Below are 23,328 nucleotides of genomic sequence, written 5' to 3'. Positions count from 1 at the left end.
CGGGGCTTGTGCAGGGGACGTCGGGTAACCGGCATTCCTACTGCGACGACATTAGGAGAGCGGAGTTTTGAGACTCGAAGGAAAAGTTGCTTTAGTGACTGGGGCTGCCAAAGGAATTGGTGAGTCGATAGCTCGGCATTTTGTAGCGGAAGGTGCTTTTGTTTATGTAACGGACATTGATCAGACCAATGGGCAGCAAGTAGCATCATCCCTCGGCCAATCTGCTTGCTTTGCTTTTTTGGATGTTCGCCATGAAGAAGCTTGGCAAAAACTTACAGAGAAAATAATCGGGGCACATGGTCGGCTTGATATTGTCGTCAACAATGCTGGCATTACTGGTTTTGAAGAGGGCTACGTACCGCATGACCCAGAACATGCCACCTTAGACGCTTGGCGGAAGGTGCATGAGACAAACCTCGATGGGGTGTTTTTAGGTTGTAAGTACGCCATTAAAGCCATGCGCGCCACGGGCAAGGGTTCCATTATCAATATATCGTCGCGTTCTGGCATTGTCGGTATTCCAACTGCCGCTGCCTATGCCTCCAGCAAAGCGGCTGTCCGGAATCATACCAAAAGTGTAGCCTTGTACTGCGCGCAGCAGAATTTGAAGGTGCGCTGTAATTCAATTCATCCAGCCGCAATTCTGACACCTATGTGGGAACCGATGCTCGGTAATGGGCCTGAGCGTGAGGCTAATATGGCCGCCTTTGTTCAAGATACACCACTTAGGCGTTTCGGTTTGCCCGAGGAAGTAGCCTGTGTTGCTGTAATGCTGGCTTCAGATGAATCTGGCTATTTGACAGGAACGGAGATAAACATTGATGGTGGCATTCTGGCTGGTTCAGCAGGAACGCCTGCGAAATAATGTCGAACAGGGTGCCGAGGCGGGGCAGGCGCTGGAACAGATCAACAGTTTGGTGGAGGACAATGCGATGCTGGCGGAAAATCTTCAGACGTGGGCGGAGAAGGAGCGACAGAAAGGCGAAGCGATTGGCTTGCAGAAGGGGCGTCAGGAAGGCCGCCAGGAAGGCCAGCGTCTGGCGGCCATCAACCTGCTCAAGCTGGATCTGCTCACAGACGAGCAGATCGCCCAGACCACGGGCCTGTCCCTGGCCGAGGTGAAAGTGCTGAGGTCAGACCGATCCCACTGAAGGGCATGGCCGTGCCGGTGAAGCACTGCCATCCCCCTCCAGCACCTTCTCCAGCCCGGGTGCCGGCTCGAAGCGGTCCCCGTGACGGGTCTGCAGTTCGTTCAGGCGCTCTGCCACCGCTTTTGGTCCCCGCCGGGCCAGTTGATGGAACGGTCCGCCCAGGAAGGGGGGGAATCCGATGCCGAAGACGGCTCCGATGTCTCCATCCCGCCGGTGACGGATGATGCCTTCCTGGTGGCAACGGACCGCCTCGTTGATCATGGGCAGCACGGTGCGGTCGATGATTTCCTGGGCCGGCAGGCGTTGCCCGGGCTGTACCCCCAGTTCGGTGTAGACCGCTGCATCCACCTTGGGGGCGCCGCGCCCACGGCGATCATGGCGGTAGAATCCCTTGCCGGACTTGCGGCCCCGCCGCCCCTGGGCCAGCAGGCGCTCGCCCACCGGTGAGGGGCGCATGCGTTCGCCGAAGGCTTCATGCAGGATGGGTCCCACCTTGCCGCCCACGTCCAGCCCCACCTGATCCAGCAGGGCGAAGGGTCCCATGGGGAAGCCGAACCGTACCAGGGTGGTGTCGATGTGGTCGATGGGCACGCCCTCCATGAGCAGATGGCAGGCCTCGTTCAGGTAGGGGGCGAGGATGCGGTTGACGTAGAACCCGGCCCCGTCCTGAACCACGATCACCGTCTTGCCCTGGTCCCGGCCCAGGGCCACGGTGGTGGCGATCACTTCCGGATCGGTGCGGTCGGTGACGATCACTTCCAGCAGGGGCATGCGTTCCACCGGCGAGAAGTAGTGCATGCCGATGACCCGTTCCGGCCGCCGGGCCGGCGCGGCGATCTGCGCGACGGGGATGGACGAGGTGTTGGTGGCAAAGATCACTGTCTCCGGACAATGGGCCTCCACATCCGCCAGCATGCGGTGCTTGAGTGCCAGATCCTCGAACACCGCCTCGATCACCATGTCCAGACGACCAAAGCCGCTGTAGTCCAGGGTGGGGGTGATGCGGTTCAGCCGGCGTCCCACCTCGAAGTCGCTTAGCCCCTGGCGCCGCTGCCGGGTCCGGATTTGGCGATGGACATGGCCCATGGCCTCGTTGAGCCGTTCGGCGCTCACGTCCTTGAGCCGTACGTTCCTGCCGGCCTGGGTGCTGGTGACATGGGCAATCCCGGCCCCCATCAGGCCCGCGCCCAGCACGCCCACGGTCCGCACCGGACGAGGGGTGGCCGACGGCGAGGTGACCGGGGCCTTTTTCAGGGCATTGCCGGCCAGATACAGGGACATCAGCGCCTCTGCCTGGGGCGTCATGGCCAGGGTCCCGAAATGCCTGGCCTCGGCGGCGAGCCCCGCCCGCCGACCGGATTCCAGGCCGGTGCGCACGGCGTCGATGATGCGTTCCGGGGCCGGGTAGTTGCCCTGGGTGCGGGCGTGTACCCGCTTGCCGACCTGCCGGTAGACCAGGTGTCGCCCCAGTGTGTTGTTTTCCAGCAGGCGTTGGTGCCAGGGCCTGCGGCGGCGGGTCTGTTTCCCGTCCGCCAGGGCCTGCACCCGGGCACGGGCCGCCTGCATCAGCAGGGGCGGGGGCACCAGTTCATCCACCAGCCCCTGCCGCAGGGCCTGGCGCGGGCGCAGCTGGCGTCCGGTGAGCATCATGTCCAGGGCCTGCGGCAGGCCCACCAGGGCCGGCAGCCGCTGGGTGCCGCCGCTTCCCGGCAGCAGGCCCAGCTGTACTTCCGGCAGGCCCAGGCGGGTGGCGTCATGATCCGTGGCCACCCGGCCGTGACAGGCCATGGCCAGTTCCAGTCCGCCGCCGAGACAGGGGCCGTGGATGGCGGCCACCACCGGCACCGGGAAGCCCTCCAGTCGGTCGAACAGGGCCTGTCCGGCGCGGGCCAGGGCGGCGGCGTCCTCGGCGCTGTCGCAGGCGGACAGCATGCGGATGTCGGCCCCGGCGATGAAGTTGTCCGGCTTGCCGCTGGTGATGATGACGCCCCGCAGGGTGTTGTCCCGTGCCAGGGTATCCAGCAGGGCGCCGCATTCGTCCACCATCTCCGCCCGGAGTACGTTCATGCGCTCATCGGGCAGGTCCACGGTGATGACGGCCACGTTCCGGTCATCCTTCTGCATGTGAAAGGCATTCATCAGTCCACCTCCAGGATCAGGGCCGCGCCCAGGCCGCCCGCGGCGCAGGCGGTGGTCAGCGCCAGTCCGCCGCCCCGGCGGCGCAGTTCGCGCAGTGTCTGGATGATCATGCGTCCCCCCGTGGCGGCGAAGGGATGGCCGTAGGCGATGGAGCCGCCCAGTACGTTGAAGCGATCCGGGTCCACCTCGCCGATGGGGGCGTCCCGTCCCAGGACCTCCCGGGCAAAGCGCGGGCACCGCCATTGTTTGAGATTGGCGAGTACCTGGGCGGCGAAGGCCTCGTGCATCTCCACCAGTGCCAGGTCTTGCAGCCGGATGCCGGCCCGGTCCAGGGCCAGGGGGGTGGCATGGGACGGACCCATCAGTCCGTCGTTGAAGGGGTCGATGGCGGTGAAGGCCCAGCCGCGAATGAAGCCCAGGGGGTCGAAACCCAGTGCCCGCGCCCGGGATTCGGTCATCAGCAGCAGGCTGACGGCGCCATCGGTGAGCGGGCTGGAATTGGCGGCGGTGACCGTGCCGTGGCGACGGTCGAACACCGGCGGCAGGCGTGCCATTTGTTCCAGGCTGGTATCGGGTCGCAGGGTGTTGTCCCGGGTGATCACTTCCCGGAAGGGGGGCACGATGCCGGTCATCACCTCGGCTTGCAGGTGTCCCGCCTCCCAGGCCTGGTGGGCCTTGTGGTGGGAAGCCACCGCCAGGGCATCCTGCTCCGCTCGTCCGATGTCGTGATTGCGGGCCATCTGTTCGGCGATATCGCCCATGCGCAGACCGGTGGAATAGTCCGCCACCGCCGGTGGGTTGGGCAGCAGATGCCCGGGGCGGATGTCCTTGAAGCAGCGCAGCTTGTCCAGCAGGGAGCGGGCCTTGCTGGCCCGCATGAAGGCGCGGGCCAGGGGGGCGCTGAGCTGCAGCGGCAGCACCGAGGTGGAATCGGCGCCACCGGCCAGCCCCACTTGGATCTCGTTGCGGGCGATGGCGGCGGCCACGTCCACGGTGCTCTGCAGGCTGGTGGCGCAGGCGCGGGAGACGCTGTAGGCATCGGTTCCTGCTGGCAGGCCCGCGCCCAGCAACACTTCGCGGGCAATATTGGGGGCCTGGGGGAGGATCCCCACCTGACCGTAGACCACCCGTTCCACCAGCGCCGGGTCCAGGTCCGTGCGGGCCATCAGTTCGCTGGTGACCAGAATGCCCAGATCAATGGCGGACAGGTCCCGGAAGGCGGTGAGCTGCCGCGCAAACGGCGTGCGCAGCCCGGCCACCACCGCCACGCGCTGGCCGGGTCGGGTGGGTGCGGGGTTGGGTGTCTTGTTCATGCGAGTTCCCTTGGTGTGGCGTCGGCCGGCCGTGGACACCCTGGAGCGATCCCGGCGGCATCATGGTTTGATAATCATCAAGGGGAACTCTAACAGTCGTTTGAATGAATAGGCAAGCCGGACGTGTGGTCCCCTGCCCGGCGGTAGCGGTCCACCTCCAGGCCGGTGGGGTCGATGTCTGGCCTCACCCCAACATTCGATGTTTTCAGCGGTGAGGATGTTTGTCGATCCACTGGGATAATCGAGCTTCAGTGGCCTGCTGGACATGCTGTTGGCAGTACAATCCTGGCCCGGGCGCCGAATTTGCGCTTGATGAGGCGCAGCATAGCCGGTCACTGCGGGTGCTGCGCAGGTTCTCATCGATGAATGAGCCAGCTACGGGCTGGGGCTCACCGGCCATCTTGTCGGTGAGGGCCTTGGGAACTTAAAGCTACTCCTTCTAACCAGCAATATTGGTTGGTAGCGTTACTCCGTCAGTTCGGGCAAGAAGGTGTGGTAGTTCAAGTCACGGAGTCAGGCCCTTGTAGGCTCAGCTAAACCAAAACGTACGCACATCAACGTACGCACATCGATGGCAAGTGTTTTCCGATACGACATTTGAGAGTTGACTGATGAGTAATTTACCTAATTGTCCAGGTTGTAAATCCAGCTTTACATATGAAGATAGAGGCGCTTTAGTTTGCCCTGAATGTGGCCATGAGTGGAAGGCAGGAGAAGGTGAGGAGCAATACGCTGGTATAGTAGTAAAGGATTCAAATGGAAACTTGCTGAGTGATGGTGACACAATTACTGTGATTAAAGATCTAAAAGTTAAGGGAACGTCCCTCGTGGTGAAAGTTGGAGTCAAGGTCAAAAACATCAGGTTGGTAGATGGTGATCATAATATTGATTGCAAAATCGATGGCATCGGTCCAATGAAGCTAAAATCTGAGTTCGTTAAAAAGGCATAAAGAAGGACATGGCCGTGCCGGTGAGCACTGCCATCCCCCCCGCGTCGGAACGTCTACGAAAAAGTAAGGGACAGGCACTCTTGAGTTGCGTGAGTGAGAGTTTACCTGGGGGCTTGGAGACGTGCCCAACAGCCGGCCTTCATTCACGTGTGATTGAAACCTGGTACGTGGCAGGTTGCATTCGCAACATGATTCGAAGCTCCAAGCACAAGGGCTTGGCCAAACTTTTCAGTTCCGGCAGCACCGCTGGGATCCAGGCCGCTCATTCCGCGAGGCTTCGACTGATTCTCGGCAGGCTGAATGCGGCATCGGATGTCAAGGATATGGATCTGCCAGGCCTTCGACTGCACCAGCCTTCGGGGAATCGCGCCGGAATATGGTCAGTAACGGTCAGTGGTCACTGGCGCGTGACCTTCCGGTTCGAGGATGGAGATGCCGAGATCGTGAACTACGAAGATCACCACTGAGGTATCACGGATGTTGATGCACAACCCCCCCCCCATCCTGGTGAAGTGTTGCGTGAGCTTTGCCTGGAGCCCTTGGGCCTCTCTGTAACGGCCGCTGCAGAAGCATTGGGAGTCAGTCGAAAAACCCTGAGTGCTGTGTTGAACGGCAGGGCGGGCATTAGTCCAGAGATGGCCATTCGGCTTTCCATTGCGTTTGGTACTTCGGCAGAGAGTTGGCTGAATCAGCAGTCACAGTATGAACTCTGGCACGCTGAGCAGCATCGTGAAGAACTCAAGGTCAAGCGGCTTGTGGCCGACTCAAGCAATACATCATCAGGCCATGCGCCGGATTTGACTAACCTGAACACAGGACAGTGAATGTTTGAACAAACCTTCCGCAACATCGATGACGTGCTATGGAAAGAGGCCGGTTGTGCCACGGAACTGGACTACACCGAGCAGACGTCATGGATGTTGTTCCTCAAGTACCTGGATGACCTGGAGTTTGAACGTGCCCAGGAGGCCGAGCTGGTGGGCAAGTCCTACCCGTTCATCATCGATGAGGCCTACCGCTGGTCGGCCTGGGCCGCGCCCAAGACGGCTGACGGCCAGTTCGACCATGACACGGCCCTGACCGGCGCCGACCTGATCGACTTCGTCAACGACGAGCTGTTTCCCTACATGCAGGGCTTTCGGGACCGCGCCACCGGGCCGGACACCATCGAATACAAGATCGGGGAGATCTTCAGCGAGATCCGCAACAAGTTCTCCAGCGGCTACAGCCTGCGGGATGCCCTGGAGCTGATCGACGGGCTGAGCTTCCGGTCGCAAAAGGAGAAGCACGAGCTCTCCCACCTGTACGAGGCCAAGATCCGCAACATGGGCAACGCCGGGCGCAACGGCGGTGAATATTACACGCCGCGCCCACTGATTCGCGCCATGATCCAGGTGGTCAAGCCCCGCATCGGCGAGCGCATCTACGACGCCGCCGCCGGTTCCGCGGGGTTTTTGTGCGAGGCGCATGATTATCTCCGCTACGGCCCGGACGGCCAAGGCGATGGCCAGCGCGACGGCAACCCCCTGTCCACCCGCGACCTGGAGATCCTCCAGACCCGCACCTTCTACGCCAAGGAGAAGAAGAGCCTGCCCTATGTCATCGGGATCATGAACATGATCCTGCACGGCATCGAGGCGCCCAACGTGGTCCACACCAACAGTCTCACGGAGAACCTGAGCGACATCCAGGAGAAGGACCGCTTCGACGTGATCCTGGCCAATCCGCCCTTCGGCGGCAAGGAGCGCAAGGAGGTCCAGCAGAATTTCCCCATCAAGACTGGGGAGACGGCGTTCCTGTTCCTGCAGCACTTCATCAAGTCCCTGAAGGCGGGAGGCCGGGCCGCCATCGTCATCAAGAACACCTTCCTGTCCAACAGCGACAATGCCTCGCGGGCGCTGCGCAAGGAGCTGCTGCAGAGCTGCAACCTGCACACCGTCCTCGACTGCCCCGGCGGCACGTTCCTGGGCGCCGGGGTGAAGACCGTGGTGCTGTTCTTCGAGAAGGGCGCGCCAACCCGGAGGATCTGGTACTACCAGCTCGACCCGGGCCGCAGCCTGGGCAAGACCAACCCGCTCAATGACAACGACCTCAAGGATTTCGTCGCCCGGCAGGCCGGATTCGAGGATTCCGAGAATGCCTGGACGGTGGACGTGAAGGATATCGACCCGGACAGCGTGGATTTGTCGGTGAAGAATCCCAATAAGGCGGAAGCCGCGCCTTTGCGTGATCCTGAGGTGATCATCAACGAGATCGAGACGCTGGACAGGGAGAGCGAGGAGATCCTGGAAGGGATTCGGGGGATGTTGTTATGAGGGAGGGGTGGAGCTCTACGGCACTGAAGAATGTTTGCACTGTTGATAAGGCCAAACATAGCGGGACTACTTTGCCGTATGTAGGCTTGGAGCACATTGAAAGCGGCACGGGCAAGTTTATTGGCAGCTTGGCGCCTGCTATGGTCAAGAGTACAACTTTTAGTTTCACTGCGAGTCATGTATTGTATGGACGTCTCCGGCCGTATCTAAATAAGGTTCTTTTGCCGGAGTTCGACGGCCATTGCTCCTCTGAGATTTTTCCATTACGGGTCGAATCCAGTCTCGATCGCCGGTTCCTTTACTATTGGTTGACTTGGGAGCCTGTAGTAAAAGAGATCGATAGTACAAGCACTGGCGCACGAATGCCGAGAGCGAATATCAACAAGCTGCTTGAGTTTGAGCTTCCGCTTCCTTCCCTCCCCGAACAAAAGCGCATCGTCGCCATTCTCGATGAAGCCTTCGCGGGAATCGCCATCGCGGTCGCCAACACCGAAAAGAACCTCGCCAATGCCCGGGAGTTGTTTGAGAGTTATTTGAATGCGGTGTTCAGCCGACGCGAAGAAGGATGGATTGACGGGCCTTTGAAAGAATTCTCGAAATGTGTATCGACTGGGCCGTTTGGTTCGATGTTACATAAGTCGGACTATGTATCCGTTGGCGTTCCTCTCGTGAATCCCATAAACATGGTTGACGGGAAAATACAGCCAGACGTAAGAAAGATGATTAGTTTGGAGACTAGAGAAAGGCTCCAATCTTATGTCCTTCAGGCCGGGGACATTGTTATTGCTCGGCGAGGCGAGATTGGCCGTTGTGCTGTTGTCACTAAAGAACAAAGCGGTTGGGTTTGCGGGACAGGCTGTTTTTTTGTGAGGCCAGAAAATACGATAGACTCGGATTTTTTGGCTTACATGCTAAGATCAGCTCGATATCGTTTGGAGCTTGAGCGGCTATCCTCCGGGGCAACCATGCTAAACCTTAGTAATGCAGCGCTCTCGAATCTGGGAGTGTCCGTGCCAAAGCTAGCGCAACAAAGGAAAATGGTTGATCAGGTATCTGAGCTTTTGGTTCAATGTCAAGAAGTTCAGTCCATATATCGCAGTAAGCTTCACGCGCTTTCCGAGCTCAAACAATCCATGCTACAAAAGGCCTTTTCGGGCGAGCTGACAGCAGGCCCGGTAAGCCTCAACGATGCTCTCAAGGAGGAGTTAGTCACATGACCCAGGAACACCAGGCGCCGATCATCATCTACGGCGCAGCCGACAAGGCCGTCGAGGTCCGGCTGGATACGGATCAGGAGACGGTTTGGCTCTCACAACGGCAAATGGCTGACCTCTTTGATACCTCGACGGACAATATCGGCCTGCACCTCAAGAATATCTACGCTGACGATGAACTGGTCGAGGAGGCAACTACCGAGGAATCCTCGGTCCTTCGTCAGGAAGGCCAGCGGCAGGTTCGGCGGCGCGTCAAGCACTACAACCTCGACGCGATCATTTCAGTCGGCTACCGGGTCAACTCAGGCCGTGCAGTCAGGTTCCGCCAGTGGGCCACCCGCATCCTGCGCGAACACCTCACCCAGGGCTGGACCCTGAACCGCCAGCGCTTCGAGGAAAATGCCCGTGAACTGGAGGCGGCCCTGGCGTTGGTGCGCAAGGCCGCGCAAAGCCCGGCGCTGGACGCGGGCAGCGGTCGCGGCCTGGTGGATATCGTCAGCCGCTACGCCCAGACCTTTCTGCTGCTGCAACGCTACGACGAGGGCCTGTTGACCGAGCCACGTGCCCAGCCGGGTGGAAGCCTGCCCACACTGGAGCAGGCGCGGGCCGCGCTGGATCGTCTGAAATCCGAGCTCATGGCGCGCGGCGAGGCGACCGACCTGTTCGCCCGAGATCGGGGCGACGGTCTGGACTCGCTGCTGGGCAACCTGGATCAGAGCGTGTTTGGTGAGCCGGCCTACCCCAGCGTGGAGGCCAAGGCCGCACATCTGCTGTACTTCGTGATCAAGAACCACCCGTTTTCCGATGGCAACAAGCGCAGCGCGGCCTATCTGTTCGTGGACTTCCTCCACCGTAATGACCGCTTGTTGAATGCGGCGGGTGAGCCGGTGATCAACGATGTGGGCCTTGCGGCCCTGACCCTGTTGGTGGCCGAGTCCGATGCCGCCAACAAGGAGACCATGATCCGCCTGATCATGAACATGCTGGCTGGAGCCCGAGAGTGAAGGAAGCCGGCCTCAACGAAGCCGAAACCCGCGCTGAACTCATCGACCCGGCCCTGAAGGAGGCAGGGTGGGGTGTGATGGAGGCCAGCCGGGTGCGGCGTGAGGTGATCACCCTCGGTCGGCTGCAGGGCGGCGGCAAACGGGCCAGGCAGGACATCGCCGACTATGTGCTGATCTATCGCGGCCAGAAGCTTGCGGTGATCGAGGCCAAGAAGCGCAGCCTGCCAGTGACCGAGGGGCTGGCTCAGGCCAAGCGGTATGCCGAGCGTTTGCAGACCCGATTTGCCTATGCCACCAACGGCGACGGCATTTACCGGGTGGACATGGGCACGGGCACGGAGGGGCTGGTGGATGCCTGGCCCTCTCCCGATGCGCTGTGGGTGGAGACCTTCGGCGTGGAAGGTGGTGTTCAAGACACCTGGCGGGAACGCTTCGGCGCGGTCCCCTTCGAGGACAAGGGTGGGTTCTGGCAGGCGCGCTATTATCAGCACAACGCCATCAACCAGGCGCTGGAGGCCATCGCGGCGGGTCGGGATCGCATCCTTCTGACCTTGGCCACCGGCACCGGCAAGACCGCCATCGCCTTCCAGATTGCCTGGAAGCTCTTTCATGCCCGCTGGAGTCTGACGGCACGCGCCTCGGGCACGCCTGGTCGGCAGCCGCGCATCCTGTTTCTGGCGGATCGGAACATCCTGGCCAATCAGGCCTTCAACGATTTTTCCGCCTTTCCCGAGGACGCCCTGGTTCGTATCGATCCAGAGATCATCCGTAGGAAGGGCCGGGTGCCCAAGAACGGGAACGTCTTCTTCACGATTTTCCAGACCTTCATGACCGGGCGTGATGCGGCGGGCAATCTTGCTCCCAACTTCGGAGACTACCCATCGGATTTTTTCGATTTCATCATCATCGATGAATGCCACCGGGGCGGCGCCAACGATGAGAGCCACTGGCGGGGCATCCTGGAGTACTTCCAGCCCGCCGTGCAGCTCGGCCTGACCGCCACCCCCAAGCGCACGCTCAACGCCGATACCTACGCCTACTTCGGCGAACCGGTCTACATCTACTCCCTGAAGGAGGGCATCAACGACGGCTTCCTGACGCCCTTCAAGGTCCGCCAGATCGCCACGACCCTGGATGACTATGTCTACACACCCGATGACCAGGTCATCGAGGGCGAGGTCGAGGCAGGGCGGCGCTACAGGGAAGATGACTTCAACCGCGTCATCGAGATCGCGGAACGTGAACGGTACCGGGTGAAGCTGTTCATGGACCAGATCGACCCGCGGGAGAAGACGCTGGTGTTTTGCGCCACTCAGGAACATGCCCTGGCGGTCCGCGACCTGATCAACCAGCTCAAGACCAGCACCGATCCCCATTATTGCGAGCGCGTTACGGCGAACGATGGCAAGGAAGGCGAGCGCTTCCTGAAGCAGTTTCAGGACAACGAGAAGACCATCCCGACCCTCCTCACCACCTCGCAGAAGCTCTCCACCGGTGTGGATGCCAGGAATGTCCGCCACATCGTGCTGATGCGGCCGGTGAACAGCATGATCGAGTTCAAGCAGATCATCGGCCGGGGGACGCGGCTGTTCGATGGCAAGGACTATTTCACGATCCACGATTTCGTGAAGGCCTACGAGCACTTCAGTGATCCGGAATGGGATGGCGAGCCGTTGCCCCCCGAGCCCTGCGAGCAATGCGGAAACAGCCCTTGCAGTTGCACCAGGCCACCGCCTCAGACTTGCGCTGTTTGTGGCGAGCGGCCTTGTGTGTGCGAGAAGGAACCGCCGGAACCTTGCCAGGTCTGCGGCGAGAGGCCCTGCCTTTGCGAGAAACGCCGCAAGGTGAAGATCCGGCTGGCCGATGGCAAGGAACGCACCCTCCAGCACATGACCGCCACGAGCTTCTGGGGTCCGGACGGCAAGCCCATTTCAGCAGCCGAGTTCATCCAGCGCCTGTTCGGGGATCTGCCCGAGTTGTTCAAGGATGAGGACGAACTACGCCGCCTGTGGGGCCGGCCGGATACCCGCAGGAAACTCCTGGAGGGGCTGGAGGAGAAGGGCTACGGCAGGCAGCAGTTGGCCGATGTGGGCAAGCTGATCGAGGCCGAGCACAGCGATCTCTACGATGTGCTGGCCTACATCGCCTTCAACATGGCGCCGGTGAGCCGGGCCGAGCGCGTGGATGCCCACAAGGAACGCATCTTCCATGGCCACGACTACAGACAGCGGGAGTTCCTGAGATTTGTCCTCGATCACTATGTGGCTCAGGGCGTGAGTGAGCTGGACACGGCGAAGCTGCCGCAGTTGATAGAGTTGAAGTACCACAGCGTCGGCGATGCCGTGCGGGAGCTGGGGCCCGTGGGCAATATTCGGGAAGTTTTTGTGGATTTTCAGCAGTATCTGTATTGAGACAGGTCTCCGGGCATGGGGTACGCTGCCGTTCAGCGGTAGCGATCCACCCCCAGGCCAGCGGGATCGATGTCCGGGGAATGTCCGCTGACCAGATCGGCCACGAATCTTGCCGAGCCCAGGGACATGGTCCAGCCCAGGGTGCCGTGGCCGGTGTTCAGGAACAGGTTGTCGTAGCGGGTCCCGCCCAGGATGGGCACGTTGTCCGGGGTCATGGGGCGCAGCCCGGTCCAGAACTCCGCCGCCTCCACCGCGCCGCCGCCGGGGAACAGGTCGCGCACCACGAATTCGATGGCCGCCCGCCGCCGCTGCGGCAGGTCCTTGTTGTCGCCGGCGATCTCCGCGATCCCTCCCACCCGGATGCGGTGGTCGAAGCGGGTGACGGCCACCTTATACTTCTGGTCCATCACCGTGGATTGGGGCGCCCGGTCCTCGTCCAGGATCGGCATGGTGAGGGAATAGCCCTTGAGGGGATAGACGGGTAGGTGGATGCCGATCCCGCTCAGTACCCTGGGTGATTCACAGCCCAGCGCCACCACGTAGCGGTCGGCGGTCAGGGTGCCGGTGGAGGTCCTGACGCCGGTGATTTTCCCGTTGCCGGTGTCGATGGCCTCGACCGAGGTGTTCATCAGGAAGGTCACGCCCAGGGTTTCACAGGCCTTTGCCAGGGCCAGGGTAAACTTGCGGCAGTCACCGGTTTCGTCCCCCGGCAGCAGCACGCCTCCGGCGATCTTTTCCCGCACGTGGGCCAGGGCCGGTTCATGGCGGATGCAGGCATCCACGTCCAGCAATTCGTGGGGAATATGCCAGCGTTCCAGAATGGCCACATTGATGGCCGCATCCGCCAGTTCTTTTTCGGTGCGGAACAGTTCCAGGGTGCCCTTCTGGCGGCCATCGTAGTGCAGCGGCAGTTCTTCCCGCAGTGCCTTGAAGCATTCGGCGCTGTAACGGGCCACCCGCAGCATGCGTTCCTTGTTCACCTCGAAGGCCGAGTTGGTGCACTGCCCCAGCATCCTGACCAGAAAGCCCAGTGCCCGGATGTCGATGGCCCTTGGGTTGATGTAGAGGGGCGCGAGGTCCTGCATCATCCATCGGATGGCCTTGAAGGGGACGCCCGGTGCGGCCCAGGGGGTGGAGTGGTCAAACGACAGCATGCCCGCATTGGCGTGACTGGTTTCCATGGCCGGCGCCTCCAGCCGGTCGATCACCGTCACTTCGTGTCCCGCCCTGGCCAGATACCAGGCGCTGGTGACACCGACCACGCCACTGCCCAATACCAGAACTTTCATCGGTGGAACCTCATGCGCCGGGAAGGGGATGGGTCTTTCCAGGTAAGAATGATTCGGTGCGGGAAAGTTTTCTGTTTGATGGACTTTCAGCAGATCAGGGGCGGCGGATGAAAAAAGGGCGCGGCCGGAAGACGGCTGCGCCCGAAGGGTTCAGAGTGAATGATGGAGGCGACGCCTCCATCCCGGTGCCTATTTCAGATCAAAGCGATCCGCATTCATCACCTTGACCCAGGCCTTGACGAAGTCCCTGACGAACTTCTCCTGGTTGTCGTCCTGGGCATAGACTTCGGCATAGGAGCGCAGGACCGAATTGGAGCCGAACACCAGGTCGACCCGGGTGGCCGTCCACTTCACCTCGTCGCTCTTGCGGTCACGGATTTCGTAGAGGTTGTTGCCGACCGGCTTCCAGCTGTAGCGCATGTCGGTGAGGTTGACGAAGAAGTCGTTGCTCAGCACGCCCTCGCGATCCGTGAACACACCATGCTTGCCGGCGCCGTGGTTGGTGCCAAGGACACGCATGCCGCCCACGAGCACGGTCATTTCATGGGCGGTCAGGCCCATCAGCTGGGTGCGGTCCAGCAGCATCTCTTCCGGGCTGACCACGTAGTCCTTCTTCACCCAGTTGCGGTAGCCGTCATGCAGCGGCTCCAGTACGGCGAAGGATTCAGCATCGGTCATCTCTTCGGTGGCATCGCCACGGCCCGGTGCGAACGGTACGGTGATGTCGACACCGGCATCGCGGGCCGCCTTTTCCACCGCCGCGGTGCCGCCCAGGACGATCAGGTCGGCCATGCTCACCGGCTTGCTCAGATCGGCCTGGATGCCTTCCAGCACCCCCAGCACCTTGTTGAGCCGTTCCGGTTCGTTACCTTCCCAGTCCTTCATCGGGGCCAGGCGAATCCGGGCACCGTTGGCGCCGCCCCGGTAGTCCGAACCACGGAAGGTCCGGGCGCTGTCCCAGGCGGTGGTGATCAGCTCGGAGGCGCTCAGGCCGCTCGCGAGGAGCTTTTTCTTGAGGTCGGCGATTTCACCGTCATCCAGCGTGTAATCCACGGTGGGGATGGGGTCCTGCCAGATCAGGTCTTCCTGGGGCACGTCCGGCCCCAGGTAGCGGCTCTTCGGCCCCAGGTCGCGATGGGTCAGCTTGAACCAGGCCCGGGCGAAGACCTCGTTGAAATATGCCGGATCCTTGTAGAAACGCTCGGAGATCTCCCGGTAGATGGGGTCCTTGATCATGGCCATGTCGGCGTCGGTCATGATGGGGTTATAGCGGATGGACGGATCTTCCACATCCACCGGCTTGTCTTCCTCCTTGATGTCCACCGGCTCCCACTGTGAGGCACCGGCCGGGCTCTTTTTCAGTTCCCATTCGTGCTCCAGCAGCATCTTGAAATAGCCGTTGTCCCACTGGGTGGGGTGGGTGGTCCAGGCGCCCTCGATGCCGCTGGTGATGGTGTCGCGGCCGCGGCCCTTGCCCTGGGGGTTATGCCAGCCCAGGCCCTGCTCCTCGACACCGGCTGCCTCGGGTTCCGCCCCCAGCTTGGAGGCATCGCCGTTGCCATGGCATTTGCCCACGGTATGGCCGCCGGCGGTCAGTGCCACGGTTTCCTCGTCGTCCATCGCCATGCGGGCAAAGGTGATGCGCACATCATGGGCGGTCTTGAGCGGGTCCGGCTTGCCGTCCACCCCTTCCGGGTTGACGTAGATCAGCCCCATCATCACGGCGGCCAGAGGGTTTTCCAGGTCGCGCTCGCCGGAATAGCGGCTGTTGGGGTTGTCGGTGGGTGCCAGCCATTCCTTCTCGGAACCCCAGTAGATGTCCTTTTCCGGGTGCCAGATATCCGCACGCCCACCGGCGAAGCCGAAGGTCTTCAGCCCCATGGACTCATAGGCCATGTTGCCGGCCAGGATGATCAGGTCGGCCCAGGAGAGCTGGTTGCCGTATTTTTTCTTGATCGGCCACAGCAGGCGGCGGGCCTTGTCCAGGTTGACGTTGTCCGGCCAGCTGTTGAGCGGCGCGAAGCGCTGGTTGCCGGTTCCGGCACCGCCGCGGCCGTCGGCAATGCGGTAGGTGCCGGCGGCGTGCCAGGCCATGCGGATCATCAGGCCGCCGTAGTGACCCCAGTCGGCTGGCCACCAGTCCTGGCTGTCCGTCATCAGTGCGCGCAGGTCCTGCTTCACCGCCTCCAGATCCAGCTTCTTGAATGCTTCAGCATAATCAAAGTCTTCACCCAACGGATCGGTCTTGGTGTCATGCTGATGAAGGATGTCCAGATTCAGTGCATTGGGCCACCACTCCATATTGGAGGCCCCGCTTGCAGTATTGCCGCCGTGTACTACCGGGCATTTGCCTCCGCTGCTGACGTTATTTCCGGCCATGTCTATCTCCCCTGCTATTTGGTTGGTTGGTATCGATCCATAAATCCAGACCACATTCGGGGCAGGGCAACCCGCTCAGGCGGCCTGTGCGAGGCCACGCTCCCCGGCCATTGTTGCCGGGAGCGACTCGCGCCGATCCATTCACCCTGCTTTCGTTATTAAGTTATAGAGGTTATGGGTGATATATTCAAATGAATGGTTTGCATTTCTACAATAGTTTTTATTAATGGTTCGCAGGTGGTCGGCTTGGGCCGGGAAAAGGGAGCTGCGCCTTCGGATATCCAGATTCGCCATCCGCGGGTTATTCTTCCCGGCATTTGACCCTGGGGGAGTGCACCCGTGTTGATGGTGCAGGGAATTGCCGGGCTGGTGGTCTTCATCGGCATCGCCTGGCTGCTGAGCGAGGATCGATGGCGCATGCCCTGGCGGGCAGTGGCGGCGGGCCTGGGACTGCAATTCGGTCTGGCGGCGTTGCTGCTGTGGGTGCCGGGAGGGCGTCACCTGTTTCTCTGGGCCAACGAACTGGTCATCGCCCTGAGTCAGGCCACTCAGGCGGGCACGGCCTTTGTCTTCGGTTATCTGGGTGGGGCCGAGTTGCCCTTCGAGGCCGAAGGGGCAGGGCAGGCCTTTGTCTTCGCCTTCCAGGCCCTGCCGCTGATCCTGGTCATGAGTGCCCTGTCGGCCCTGCTTTTTCACTGGCGGGTGTTACCGCTGATCATTCGCGGGGCCTCCCGGGTGCTGGAGCGCAGTTTCGGCATCGGCGGGGCCCTGGGGGTGGGGACGGCGGCCAATGTCTTTCTGGGGATGGTGGAGTCCCCCCTGCTGGTGCGCCCCTATCTGGCGCGCATGACCCGCAGCGAGCTGTTTGCCCTGATGACCGTGGGCATGGCCACCCTGGCAGGCACCATGCTGGTGCTCTATGCCACCTTCATCGGCCATGTGCTGGACGACGCCCTGGGGCATCTGATCATCGCTTCGGTGATCAGCCTGCCCGCAGCACTGCTGATCGCGGCGGTGATGGTCCCCTCCACCGGCCCGGCCACTCAGGGGGCGCTGGGCGAGGGGCTGGACCCGGCGGCCGGGGCCATGGACGCCATCACCCGGGGCACCCTGCGCGGCCTGGAGCTGTTGCTGCAGATCGTGGCCTTGCTGGTGGTGCTGATCGCCCTCGTGGCCCTGGCCAACGGCCTGTTGGGCCTGCTGCCCGCGGTGGGGGGAGAGGCCCTGAGTCTTGAACGCCTGCTGGGTTGGATCATGGCGCCGCTGGCATGGTTGATGGGCATTCCCTGGTCGGAGGCGCGGGTGGCCGGGACATTGCTGGGGGTAAAGACCATCCTCAATGAAATGCTGGCCTTCCTGCAACTGGCGCAGCTGGATCCGCAGGTGCTTTCCCCGCGTTCCGAGCTCATCCTGATCTATGCCCTGAGCGGCTTTGCCAACCTGGGCAGTTTGGGGATCCTCATCGGTGGTCTGGGGGCGATGGTGCCGGAGCGGCGTGGCGAGGTGGTGGCCCTGGGGATGCGAGCCCTGGTGGCCGGGACATTGGCCACCCTGATGACCGGATCCGTGGTGGGGTTGCTGACGCCGTTGGGGTGAGAGGGGAAGGCAATGGGCTCCTGTTGCCGCGCGCGTCATTCCCGCGAACGCGGGAATCCAGGGGCCGCGTGCCGGAAATCCTGGGCTCCCGCTTTCGCGGGAGTGACAAAAAAGTAGTCGGGAGTGATGAAGTAGTCGGGAGTGATGGAGCGGCGTGTGGCGGAGTTTCCGATGGAGCATTTCTTCAACAATGTCGGCCCCATGGTGCCGACGGACCACCGTGCCATTGCCGGCATCGGGGCGACACCGGTAGCGCGAGGGGGGCGTGGATGAAAATCCTTCACACCTCCGACTGGCATCTGGGCCGACGCCTCTATGGCCGGCAGCGCTATGACGAATTCGAGGCCTTTCTGGATTGGCTGGCCGTGCTCATCGAGGACGCCGGGGTGGATGTGCTGGTGGTGGCCGGGGATGTGTTCGACACCAGTACCCCCAGCAACCGGGCCCAGTCCCTGTATTACCGGTTTCTGTGCCGGCTGGCCGGTTCCTGCTGTCGACATGTGGTGGTGGTGGCCGGCAATCATGACTCCCCCACCTTTCTGGATGCCCCCCGCGAACTGCTGAAGGTGCTGGATGTGCACGTGATCGGCGCCGCTCCCGACGACCTTGCCGACGAGGTGCTGACGCTACATCACCCGGAGACGGGGGCGGCGGAGTTGGTGGTCTGTGCCGTGCCCTATCTGCGGGACCGGGACATCCGTCGGGTGGAGGCAGGGGAAAGCCTGGAGGACAAGGACCGCAAGCTGATCGAGGGAATCCGTGACCATTACCGCGCCGTGGTCGAACTGGCCTGTCGGCGCCGGGCGGCACTGGATGGGCATCCGCCCATGCTCGCCACGGGCCATCTGTTCACCGCCGGTGGCCGGACGATGGACGGCGACGGCGTGCGGGATCTGTATGTGGGGTCCCTGGCCCACGTGGGTCGCGATATCTTCCCTGATGGTCTGGACTATGTGGCCCTGGGCCATTTGCACGTGGCGCAGACGGTGCAGGGCTCGGAGCGGGTGCGCTACAGCGGCTCGCCCCTGCCCATGGGCTTTGGCGAGGCCGGGCAGCGCAAGAGCGTCTGCCTGGTGGAATTGGAGGCGGGCGGCACTCTGACAGTGCGTTGTCCGGAGGTGCCGGTGTTCCAGCCCCTGGCCCGGGTGCGTGGCGACTGGGCGGCGATCCAGGCCCGGTTGCGGGAGCTGGTCGCCACCGATTCGCGGGCCTGGCTGGAGGTCATCTACGAGGGGGAGGCGGTGATCGGTGATCTGCGGGCGCGGCTGGACGAGATCCTGGCGGGCAGCCGTCTGGAGGTCCTGCGGCTGAAGAATGCCCGGGTCATCGACCGTGTGCTGGCGCAGTGCCACGACCGGGAAACCCTGGATGATCTGGATGTCCATGATGTCTTCGAACGCTGCCTGACCCGGCATGAAGTGCCGGACACGCAGCGGCCGTCCCTGCGCCTGGCTTATCGGGAGACCGTGACCGCCCTTGATGATGCCGACCCGCTCGCGGAATAGGAATCTGCCCCATGCGCATCCTGCAGATACGCTTCAAGAATCTTAACTCCCTGGCCGGTGAATGGTCGGTTGATCTGACCCACCCCGCCTTCACCGCCGACGGCATCTTTGCCATCACCGGCCCCACCGGCGCCGGCAAGACCACGTTGCTGGACGCCATCTGCCTGGCCCTTTACGGCCGCACACCGCGCCTGCACCGGGTCAACCGCAGCGGCAACGAAGTCATGTCCCGGCACACGGGTGACTGCTTTGCCGAAGTCACCTTCGAGACGCCGGCGGGGCGCTATCGTTGCCACTGGAGTCAGCATCGGGCCAGACGGCGGCCCGACGGGGAGTTGCAGGCCCCCCGCCACGAGATCGCCAATGCGGACACCGGGGAGATCTTTGAGGCCAAGGTTCGGGGGGTGGCGGAACAGATCGAACAGGCCACGGGCATGGATTTCGAGCGCTTCACCCGCTCCATGCTGCTGGCCCAGGGCGGTTTTGCGGCCTTCCTGCAGGCGCCGCCGGATGAGCGTGCGCCGATCCTGGAGCAGATCACCGGCACGGAGATCTACAGTCGCATCTCCGTGGCCGTGCATGAGCGCCGCGGCGAGGCCCGCCGCACCCTTGAGCATCTACGGACGGCACTGGAAGGCATGCGTCTGCTCAGTCCGGAGGAAGAGCAGCAGTTGTCCGCGGAACTGGCGGCGCGGCAGACCCAGGAGACGGCCTTGCACGCACAGGTGGAACAGCACCGCAAGGCCGTCGACTGGCTGGAGGGGATCGCGACACTGGAGGCCGCCCAGTTGCAGATCCAACAGGAGGCAGTGGATCTTGAGGACCGTATCAGGGCCTTCGCCCCGGATCGGCAGCGGCTGCACCGGGCCCGGCAAGCTCTGGAGCTGGCGGGTGATCATGCCGCCTTGATCCAGTTGCGCCAGGGTCAGGCACAGGATCGGACGCGGCAGGTTGCCGGTGAGGCCTCGTTGCCCGGTGCCGAGGCGGCGGCCCGGCAGGCGGAAGCCGCTCAGCAGCAAACACTGGCACAACTGAATGCCGCCCGCGGGACGTTGCGGGCGCGTCTGCCGGTGCTGCAGAAGGTACGGGAACTGGATCTGCAGATCGCCGACCGTCTCACGGCCCTGACGCACTCTCGTGAGGTGTTGGCCGCCTCGAAACAGCGCCTGCAGGCGCTGCAGGCGGAACAGACCGGGGCGGCAGCGCGGTTGCAGGCGGTTCGGGAACAGACCGGGGTATTGCGTGGTGAACTGGACCGGACCCGCGCCGATGAAACCCTGGTGGGTCGGCTGACCGGCATCCGGGAGCAGGTCAATGCCCTGGAGGCCCTGCATCGACAGCGGGATGACGGGATCACCGCGTTTCGGCAGCATCGGGAGGCCCAGGAACGGGCCGAGGCGGAGCGACAGGCCTGCCAGGAGCGGTTTGAAGCCTTGACCCTGGCGCAGCAGGATCTGCAGGCCGGGTGGCAGGAGATCCACCAGGTCATGGAAACCCGGCTGCAGGGCCGGACCCTGGCCGACTGGCGCTCGGATCTGGCGGCGTTGCAGGCGCGGGAGACGCGGATCCGGCAGGCCGGGGAGGCCCTGGCGGCCCGGGATCAGGCCCGTACCCGGCTGGCGGCCCTGGTGGTGGAGGAGCAGGGACTGTCCGCAGACCTTGAGCGCCTGGGCGGGGAGGCCGGAACCCTGTCCGAACGGCTCCACGGGCTGGAGGAGAAGGCGACATTGCTGGAGACCCAGCAGGGTCTGCTGCAGCGCATCGAGGCCCTGGAATCGGCGCGTGGGCAGTTACGGGACGGGGAACCCTGCCCCCTGTGCGGCGCCCTGGACCACCCCTATGCACGAGGCAATGTGCCCGCGGCGGACGAGACCCGGGAAGCCCTTGACCGGGTCAGGGCCGAACTGAAGACCCTGCGGCAACAGGACACGGATCTGCAGGTTCGGCGGGCTCAGGTGGGGAAGGATCTGGAGCGGATTTCCAGGGAACGGCAGACCCAGACTGCGGCCCTGGAGGCCCGGTCCGCCGAACTGGTCCGCCATGGGGCGGCCCTGGCACCGGCGATGGCAGACCCCGAGTGGCCCGGGCGACTGGAGATCCTGGCCGGGGACAATGCCGATCAACTGAATGCCGTCGCCTCGCGCATTGAGGCGGTGGAGGCGGACCAGACGGTGCTGGAGGGGCGTCGACAGGCGCTGGAACGGGCTCGGGAGGCGCTGGTCGAGGCGGAAAAGGCCTTGATGGCCGCCGGTCATCACCGGGATGGGGAAGCGGCGACGGTCCGGCGTCTGGAAGGGGAACTGTCGGATCTGCGGGCGCGACTGGCCCGGCAGCAGGATCTGCTGCTGGGTTCGGTGCAGCCGCTGGGCATCCGGTCCGTCGAGCGGGCATCCCTGCCCGCGTTGCTGGAACAACTGGAGCAGCGTCACGCTCAATGGCAGTCCCGTCAGCAGGCCCTGGCGACCCTGGAGGGAGAGCTCAAGAACCTGGAGATCGGCATGACCCACCGTGCCGGGCAGATCCGGGACAGCGCAGAGGATGTGCGTCAGCGATCCGTCCAGGCCGACACCCTGAAACAGTCGGCCGAGGCCCTGCGGGCCGAGCGCCAGCGGTTACTGGGCGAGCAGTCTCCTGAGACCGAACAGCAACAGCTGGAGGCCGCCGTGGAAGCGGCGGAAGGGGCGCTGGAGTCGGCTCGCGAGCAGGCTCGCCGGACGGGCGATGAGCGCCGGCAGCTGCGCACCCGGCTGGAGGATCTGCGTGCGGCCCTGGCGGAGCGGGAGCCCCGGCTGCGGGAGGCGGAGATGGCCTTCCGACAGCGCCTGGAGGCACTGGGCCTTGCAGACGAGGCCGACTTTCAGGCCGCCGGTCTGCCGGAATCCGAGCGCCGGGCACTGAGTGGACAGGCCCAGACACTGGAGGCGGAGCGGGCGGCCCTGGGCGCTCGCGCGGAGGACACCCGCCGTCAGCTGGCGACGGCCCGGGAGCGGGCCCTGACCGATCAGCCCCTGGCGATGCTGCGGGAACAGCTGGCGGATCAGGTCCGCGCCCATCAGGCGCTGCAGCAGGCGATCGGCGGGCTGCGTCAGCGCCTGGCGGACAATGACACTCTTCGGAAGCAGTATCAGGACCAGGCGGCGGCCATCGAGGCGCAGCAGCAGGAATGTGACCGCTGGGATCAGCTGCATGAACTCATCGGGTCCGCCGACGGCAAGAAGTACCGCAACTTTGCCCAGGGGCTGACCTTCGACATGATGATCGGTCACGCCAACCGGCAGTTGCAGAAGATGACGGACCGTTATCTGCTGATCCGTGACGAGGCCCAGCCGCTGGAGCTGAACGTGATCGACAGCTATCAGGGGGGCGAGATCCGTTCCACCAAGAACCTCTCCGGCGGCGAGGGGTTTATCGTCAGTCTGGCCCTGGCCCTAGGGCTGTCCCACATGGCGGGGCGCCAGGTGCGAGTGGATTCCCTGTTCCTGGACGAGGGGTTCGGCACCCTGGACGACGATGCCCTGGATACGGCCCTGCAGACCCTGGCGGGGCTGCGGGAAGAGGGCAAGCTGATAGGCCTGATCTCCCATGTACCCGCGCTGAAGGAGCGCATCGCCACCCGCATCCAGGTGACCCCCCAGACCGGTGGCACGAGCCGGATCAGCGGTCCGGGGTGTCGAAACGGCCCATGATCCTGCCGTCGCGCTTCGTCAGGTAAGCGCCGGCCCGAACTCATGTCTTGTAGCCCTGGACCTGCTTGTGCAGCGATGTAGCCGTTCCCGCGAGCCCATCGCAAGCGGTGGCGATGTCCATGGCGCTCTGGGCGTTTTGGATGGCTGGTTTCAGTGACGTCATTCCCGCGAAAGCGGGAACCCGGGGGGCCAACATTGATGCCTGGTTTCAATGACGTCATTCCCGCGCAAGCGGGAACCCGGGGGTGTCCAACATTGATGCTGGCCTTTAATGACGTCATTCCCGCAAAAGCGGGAATCCAGGGACGGACTTGGGCATTATGGGCTCCCGCTTGCGCGGGAGCGACGGCAAAGATTTGCAGGAGCGACAGCAAGA

The 23,328-nt window shown here is 63.1% G+C and carries 15 protein-coding genes and 1 pseudogene; 12 read left to right on the top strand and 4 right to left on the bottom strand.

Annotated features, from left to right (window positions below):
• Nucleotides 1-67: 67 nt before the first annotated feature.
• Both LQ956_RS02570 and LQ956_RS02565 read left to right on the top strand, forming a co-directional pair.
• Entirely contained in the window at nt 68-865 is a 798-nt protein-coding gene (locus LQ956_RS02570) for a glucose 1-dehydrogenase (protein ID WP_238629338.1), read from the top strand.
• A complete protein-coding gene (locus LQ956_RS02565) occupies nt 822-1,151 on the top strand; it encodes an RpnC/YadD family protein (protein WP_238629337.1) in 330 nt (109 codons plus the stop codon). Before LQ956_RS02570 ends, LQ956_RS02565 begins: the two co-directional genes overlap by 44 nt.
• Here LQ956_RS02565 and fadJ read toward each other — a convergent pair.
• Both fadJ and fadI read right to left on the bottom strand, forming a co-directional pair.
• Nucleotides 1,134-3,290 carry a fatty acid oxidation complex subunit alpha FadJ gene (gene fadJ / locus LQ956_RS02560; RefSeq protein ID WP_238629336.1) on the bottom strand — a complete coding sequence of 719 codons (2,157 nt, stop codon included), beginning with the start codon at nt 3,288-3,290 and terminating at the stop codon, nt 1,134-1,136. The genes LQ956_RS02565 and fadJ overlap by 18 nt on opposite strands.
• Nucleotides 3,290-4,603 carry an acetyl-CoA C-acyltransferase FadI gene (gene fadI / locus LQ956_RS02555; protein WP_238629335.1) on the bottom strand — a complete coding sequence of 438 codons (1,314 nt, stop codon included), beginning with the start codon at nt 4,601-4,603 and terminating at the stop codon, nt 3,290-3,292. Before fadI ends, fadJ begins: the two co-directional genes overlap by 1 nt.
• Before the next feature lie 611 nt (nt 4,604-5,214).
• On the opposite strand from fadI, the gene LQ956_RS02550 reads away from it, so the two are divergent.
• The 7 genes and pseudogenes from LQ956_RS02550 to hsdR all read left to right on the top strand — a co-directional run bounded on the left by LQ956_RS02550 (nt 5,215) and on the right by hsdR (nt 12,497).
• Nucleotides 5,215-5,553, top strand: a complete 339-nt coding sequence (locus tag LQ956_RS02550; RefSeq protein ID WP_200176632.1) for a zinc ribbon domain-containing protein YjdM — start codon at nt 5,215-5,217, stop codon at nt 5,551-5,553.
• Between the two features lie 188 nt (nt 5,554-5,741).
• On the top strand, nt 5,742-6,020 hold the full coding sequence (locus LQ956_RS02545; protein WP_238629334.1) for a type II toxin-antitoxin system RelE/ParE family toxin: 279 nt from the start codon (nt 5,742-5,744) through the stop codon (nt 6,018-6,020).
• 10 nt (nt 6,021-6,030) lie between these two features.
• A pseudogene (locus tag LQ956_RS02540) lies at nt 6,031-6,377 on the top strand (HigA family addiction module antitoxin).
• A complete protein-coding gene (locus LQ956_RS02535) occupies nt 6,378-7,868 on the top strand; it encodes a class I SAM-dependent DNA methyltransferase (RefSeq protein WP_238629332.1) in 1,491 nt (496 codons plus the stop codon).
• A complete protein-coding gene (locus LQ956_RS02530; RefSeq protein ID WP_238629331.1) occupies nt 7,865-9,085 on the top strand; it encodes a restriction endonuclease subunit S in 1,221 nt (406 codons plus the stop codon). The genes LQ956_RS02535 and LQ956_RS02530 overlap by 4 nt, the downstream gene beginning before the upstream one ends.
• Complete coding sequence (locus LQ956_RS02525) at nt 9,082-10,086, top strand: virulence RhuM family protein/type II toxin-antitoxin system death-on-curing family toxin (RefSeq protein ID WP_238629330.1); 1,005 nt, start codon at nt 9,082-9,084, stop codon at nt 10,084-10,086. Before LQ956_RS02530 ends, LQ956_RS02525 begins: the two co-directional genes overlap by 4 nt.
• On the top strand, nt 10,083-12,497 hold the full coding sequence (gene hsdR / locus LQ956_RS02520; protein ID WP_238629329.1) for an EcoAI/FtnUII family type I restriction enzme subunit R: 2,415 nt from the start codon (nt 10,083-10,085) through the stop codon (nt 12,495-12,497). The genes LQ956_RS02525 and hsdR overlap by 4 nt, the downstream gene beginning before the upstream one ends.
• A gap of 32 nt (nt 12,498-12,529) precedes the next feature.
• On the opposite strand, the gene LQ956_RS02515 is transcribed toward hsdR, so the two are convergent.
• A complete protein-coding gene (locus LQ956_RS02515; RefSeq protein ID WP_238629328.1) occupies nt 12,530-13,786 on the bottom strand; it encodes a D-amino acid dehydrogenase in 1,257 nt (418 codons plus the stop codon).
• Between the two features lie 189 nt (nt 13,787-13,975).
• The gene (gene katG, locus LQ956_RS02510; RefSeq protein WP_238629327.1) at nt 13,976-16,165 is read right to left on the bottom strand and encodes a catalase/peroxidase HPI; all 2,190 of its coding nucleotides are present in this window, start codon (nt 16,163-16,165) and stop codon (nt 13,976-13,978) included.
• A gap of 345 nt (nt 16,166-16,510) precedes the next feature.
• Between katG and LQ956_RS02505 the strand changes: the two genes are divergently transcribed.
• The 3 genes from LQ956_RS02505 to LQ956_RS02495 all read left to right on the top strand — a co-directional run bounded on the left by LQ956_RS02505 (nt 16,511) and on the right by LQ956_RS02495 (nt 22,952).
• Nucleotides 16,511-17,761: a NupC/NupG family nucleoside CNT transporter gene (locus tag LQ956_RS02505; RefSeq protein WP_255721755.1), complete on the top strand. Its 1,251-nt coding sequence runs from the start codon at nt 16,511-16,513 to the stop codon at nt 17,759-17,761.
• Nucleotides 17,762-18,030: 269 nt separating this feature from the next.
• On the top strand, nt 18,031-19,266 hold the full coding sequence (locus tag LQ956_RS02500) for an exonuclease SbcCD subunit D C-terminal domain-containing protein (RefSeq protein WP_238621123.1): 1,236 nt from the start codon (nt 18,031-18,033) through the stop codon (nt 19,264-19,266).
• A gap of 11 nt (nt 19,267-19,277) precedes the next feature.
• Nucleotides 19,278-22,952, top strand: coding sequence for an AAA family ATPase (locus LQ956_RS02495; RefSeq protein ID WP_238629326.1), 3,675 nt, complete (start codon nt 19,278-19,280; stop codon nt 22,950-22,952).
• The last annotated feature ends 376 nt before the right edge of the window (nt 22,953-23,328 follow it).

The sequence above is a fragment of the Ectothiorhodospira lacustris genome, assembly GCF_022227845.1.
GTDB lineage: Bacteria > Pseudomonadota > Gammaproteobacteria > Ectothiorhodospirales > Ectothiorhodospiraceae > Ectothiorhodospira > Ectothiorhodospira lacustris.
This window is presented reverse-complemented; position numbering and strand designations above follow the sequence as displayed.

Coding starts and splice junctions, on each gene's coding strand:
- LQ956_RS02530 (WP_238629331.1), top strand. CDS start 7,865: ATGAGGGAGGGGTGGAGCTCTACGGCACTGAAGAATGTTTGCACTGTT.
- LQ956_RS02545 (WP_238629334.1), top strand. CDS start 5,742: ATGATTCGAAGCTCCAAGCACAAGGGCTTGGCCAAACTTTTCAGTTCC.
- LQ956_RS02525 (WP_238629330.1), top strand. CDS start 9,082: ATGACCCAGGAACACCAGGCGCCGATCATCATCTACGGCGCAGCCGAC.
- LQ956_RS02565 (WP_238629337.1), top strand. CDS start 822: ATGGTGGCATTCTGGCTGGTTCAGCAGGAACGCCTGCGAAATAATGTC.
- LQ956_RS02495 (WP_238629326.1), top strand. CDS start 19,278: ATGCGCATCCTGCAGATACGCTTCAAGAATCTTAACTCCCTGGCCGGT.
- katG (WP_238629327.1), bottom strand. CDS start 16,165: ATGGCCGGAAATAACGTCAGCAGCGGAGGCAAATGCCCGGTAGTACAC.
- LQ956_RS02535 (WP_238629332.1), top strand. CDS start 6,378: ATGTTTGAACAAACCTTCCGCAACATCGATGACGTGCTATGGAAAGAG.
- LQ956_RS02505 (WP_255721755.1), top strand. CDS start 16,511: ATGGTGCAGGGAATTGCCGGGCTGGTGGTCTTCATCGGCATCGCCTGG.
- LQ956_RS02500 (WP_238621123.1), top strand. CDS start 18,031: ATGAAAATCCTTCACACCTCCGACTGGCATCTGGGCCGACGCCTCTAT.
- fadI (WP_238629335.1), bottom strand. CDS start 4,603: ATGAACAAGACACCCAACCCCGCACCCACCCGACCCGGCCAGCGCGTG.
- fadJ (WP_238629336.1), bottom strand. CDS start 3,290: ATGAATGCCTTTCACATGCAGAAGGATGACCGGAACGTGGCCGTCATC.
- LQ956_RS02550 (WP_200176632.1), top strand. CDS start 5,215: ATGAGTAATTTACCTAATTGTCCAGGTTGTAAATCCAGCTTTACATAT.
- LQ956_RS02515 (WP_238629328.1), bottom strand. CDS start 13,786: ATGAAAGTTCTGGTATTGGGCAGTGGCGTGGTCGGTGTCACCAGCGCC.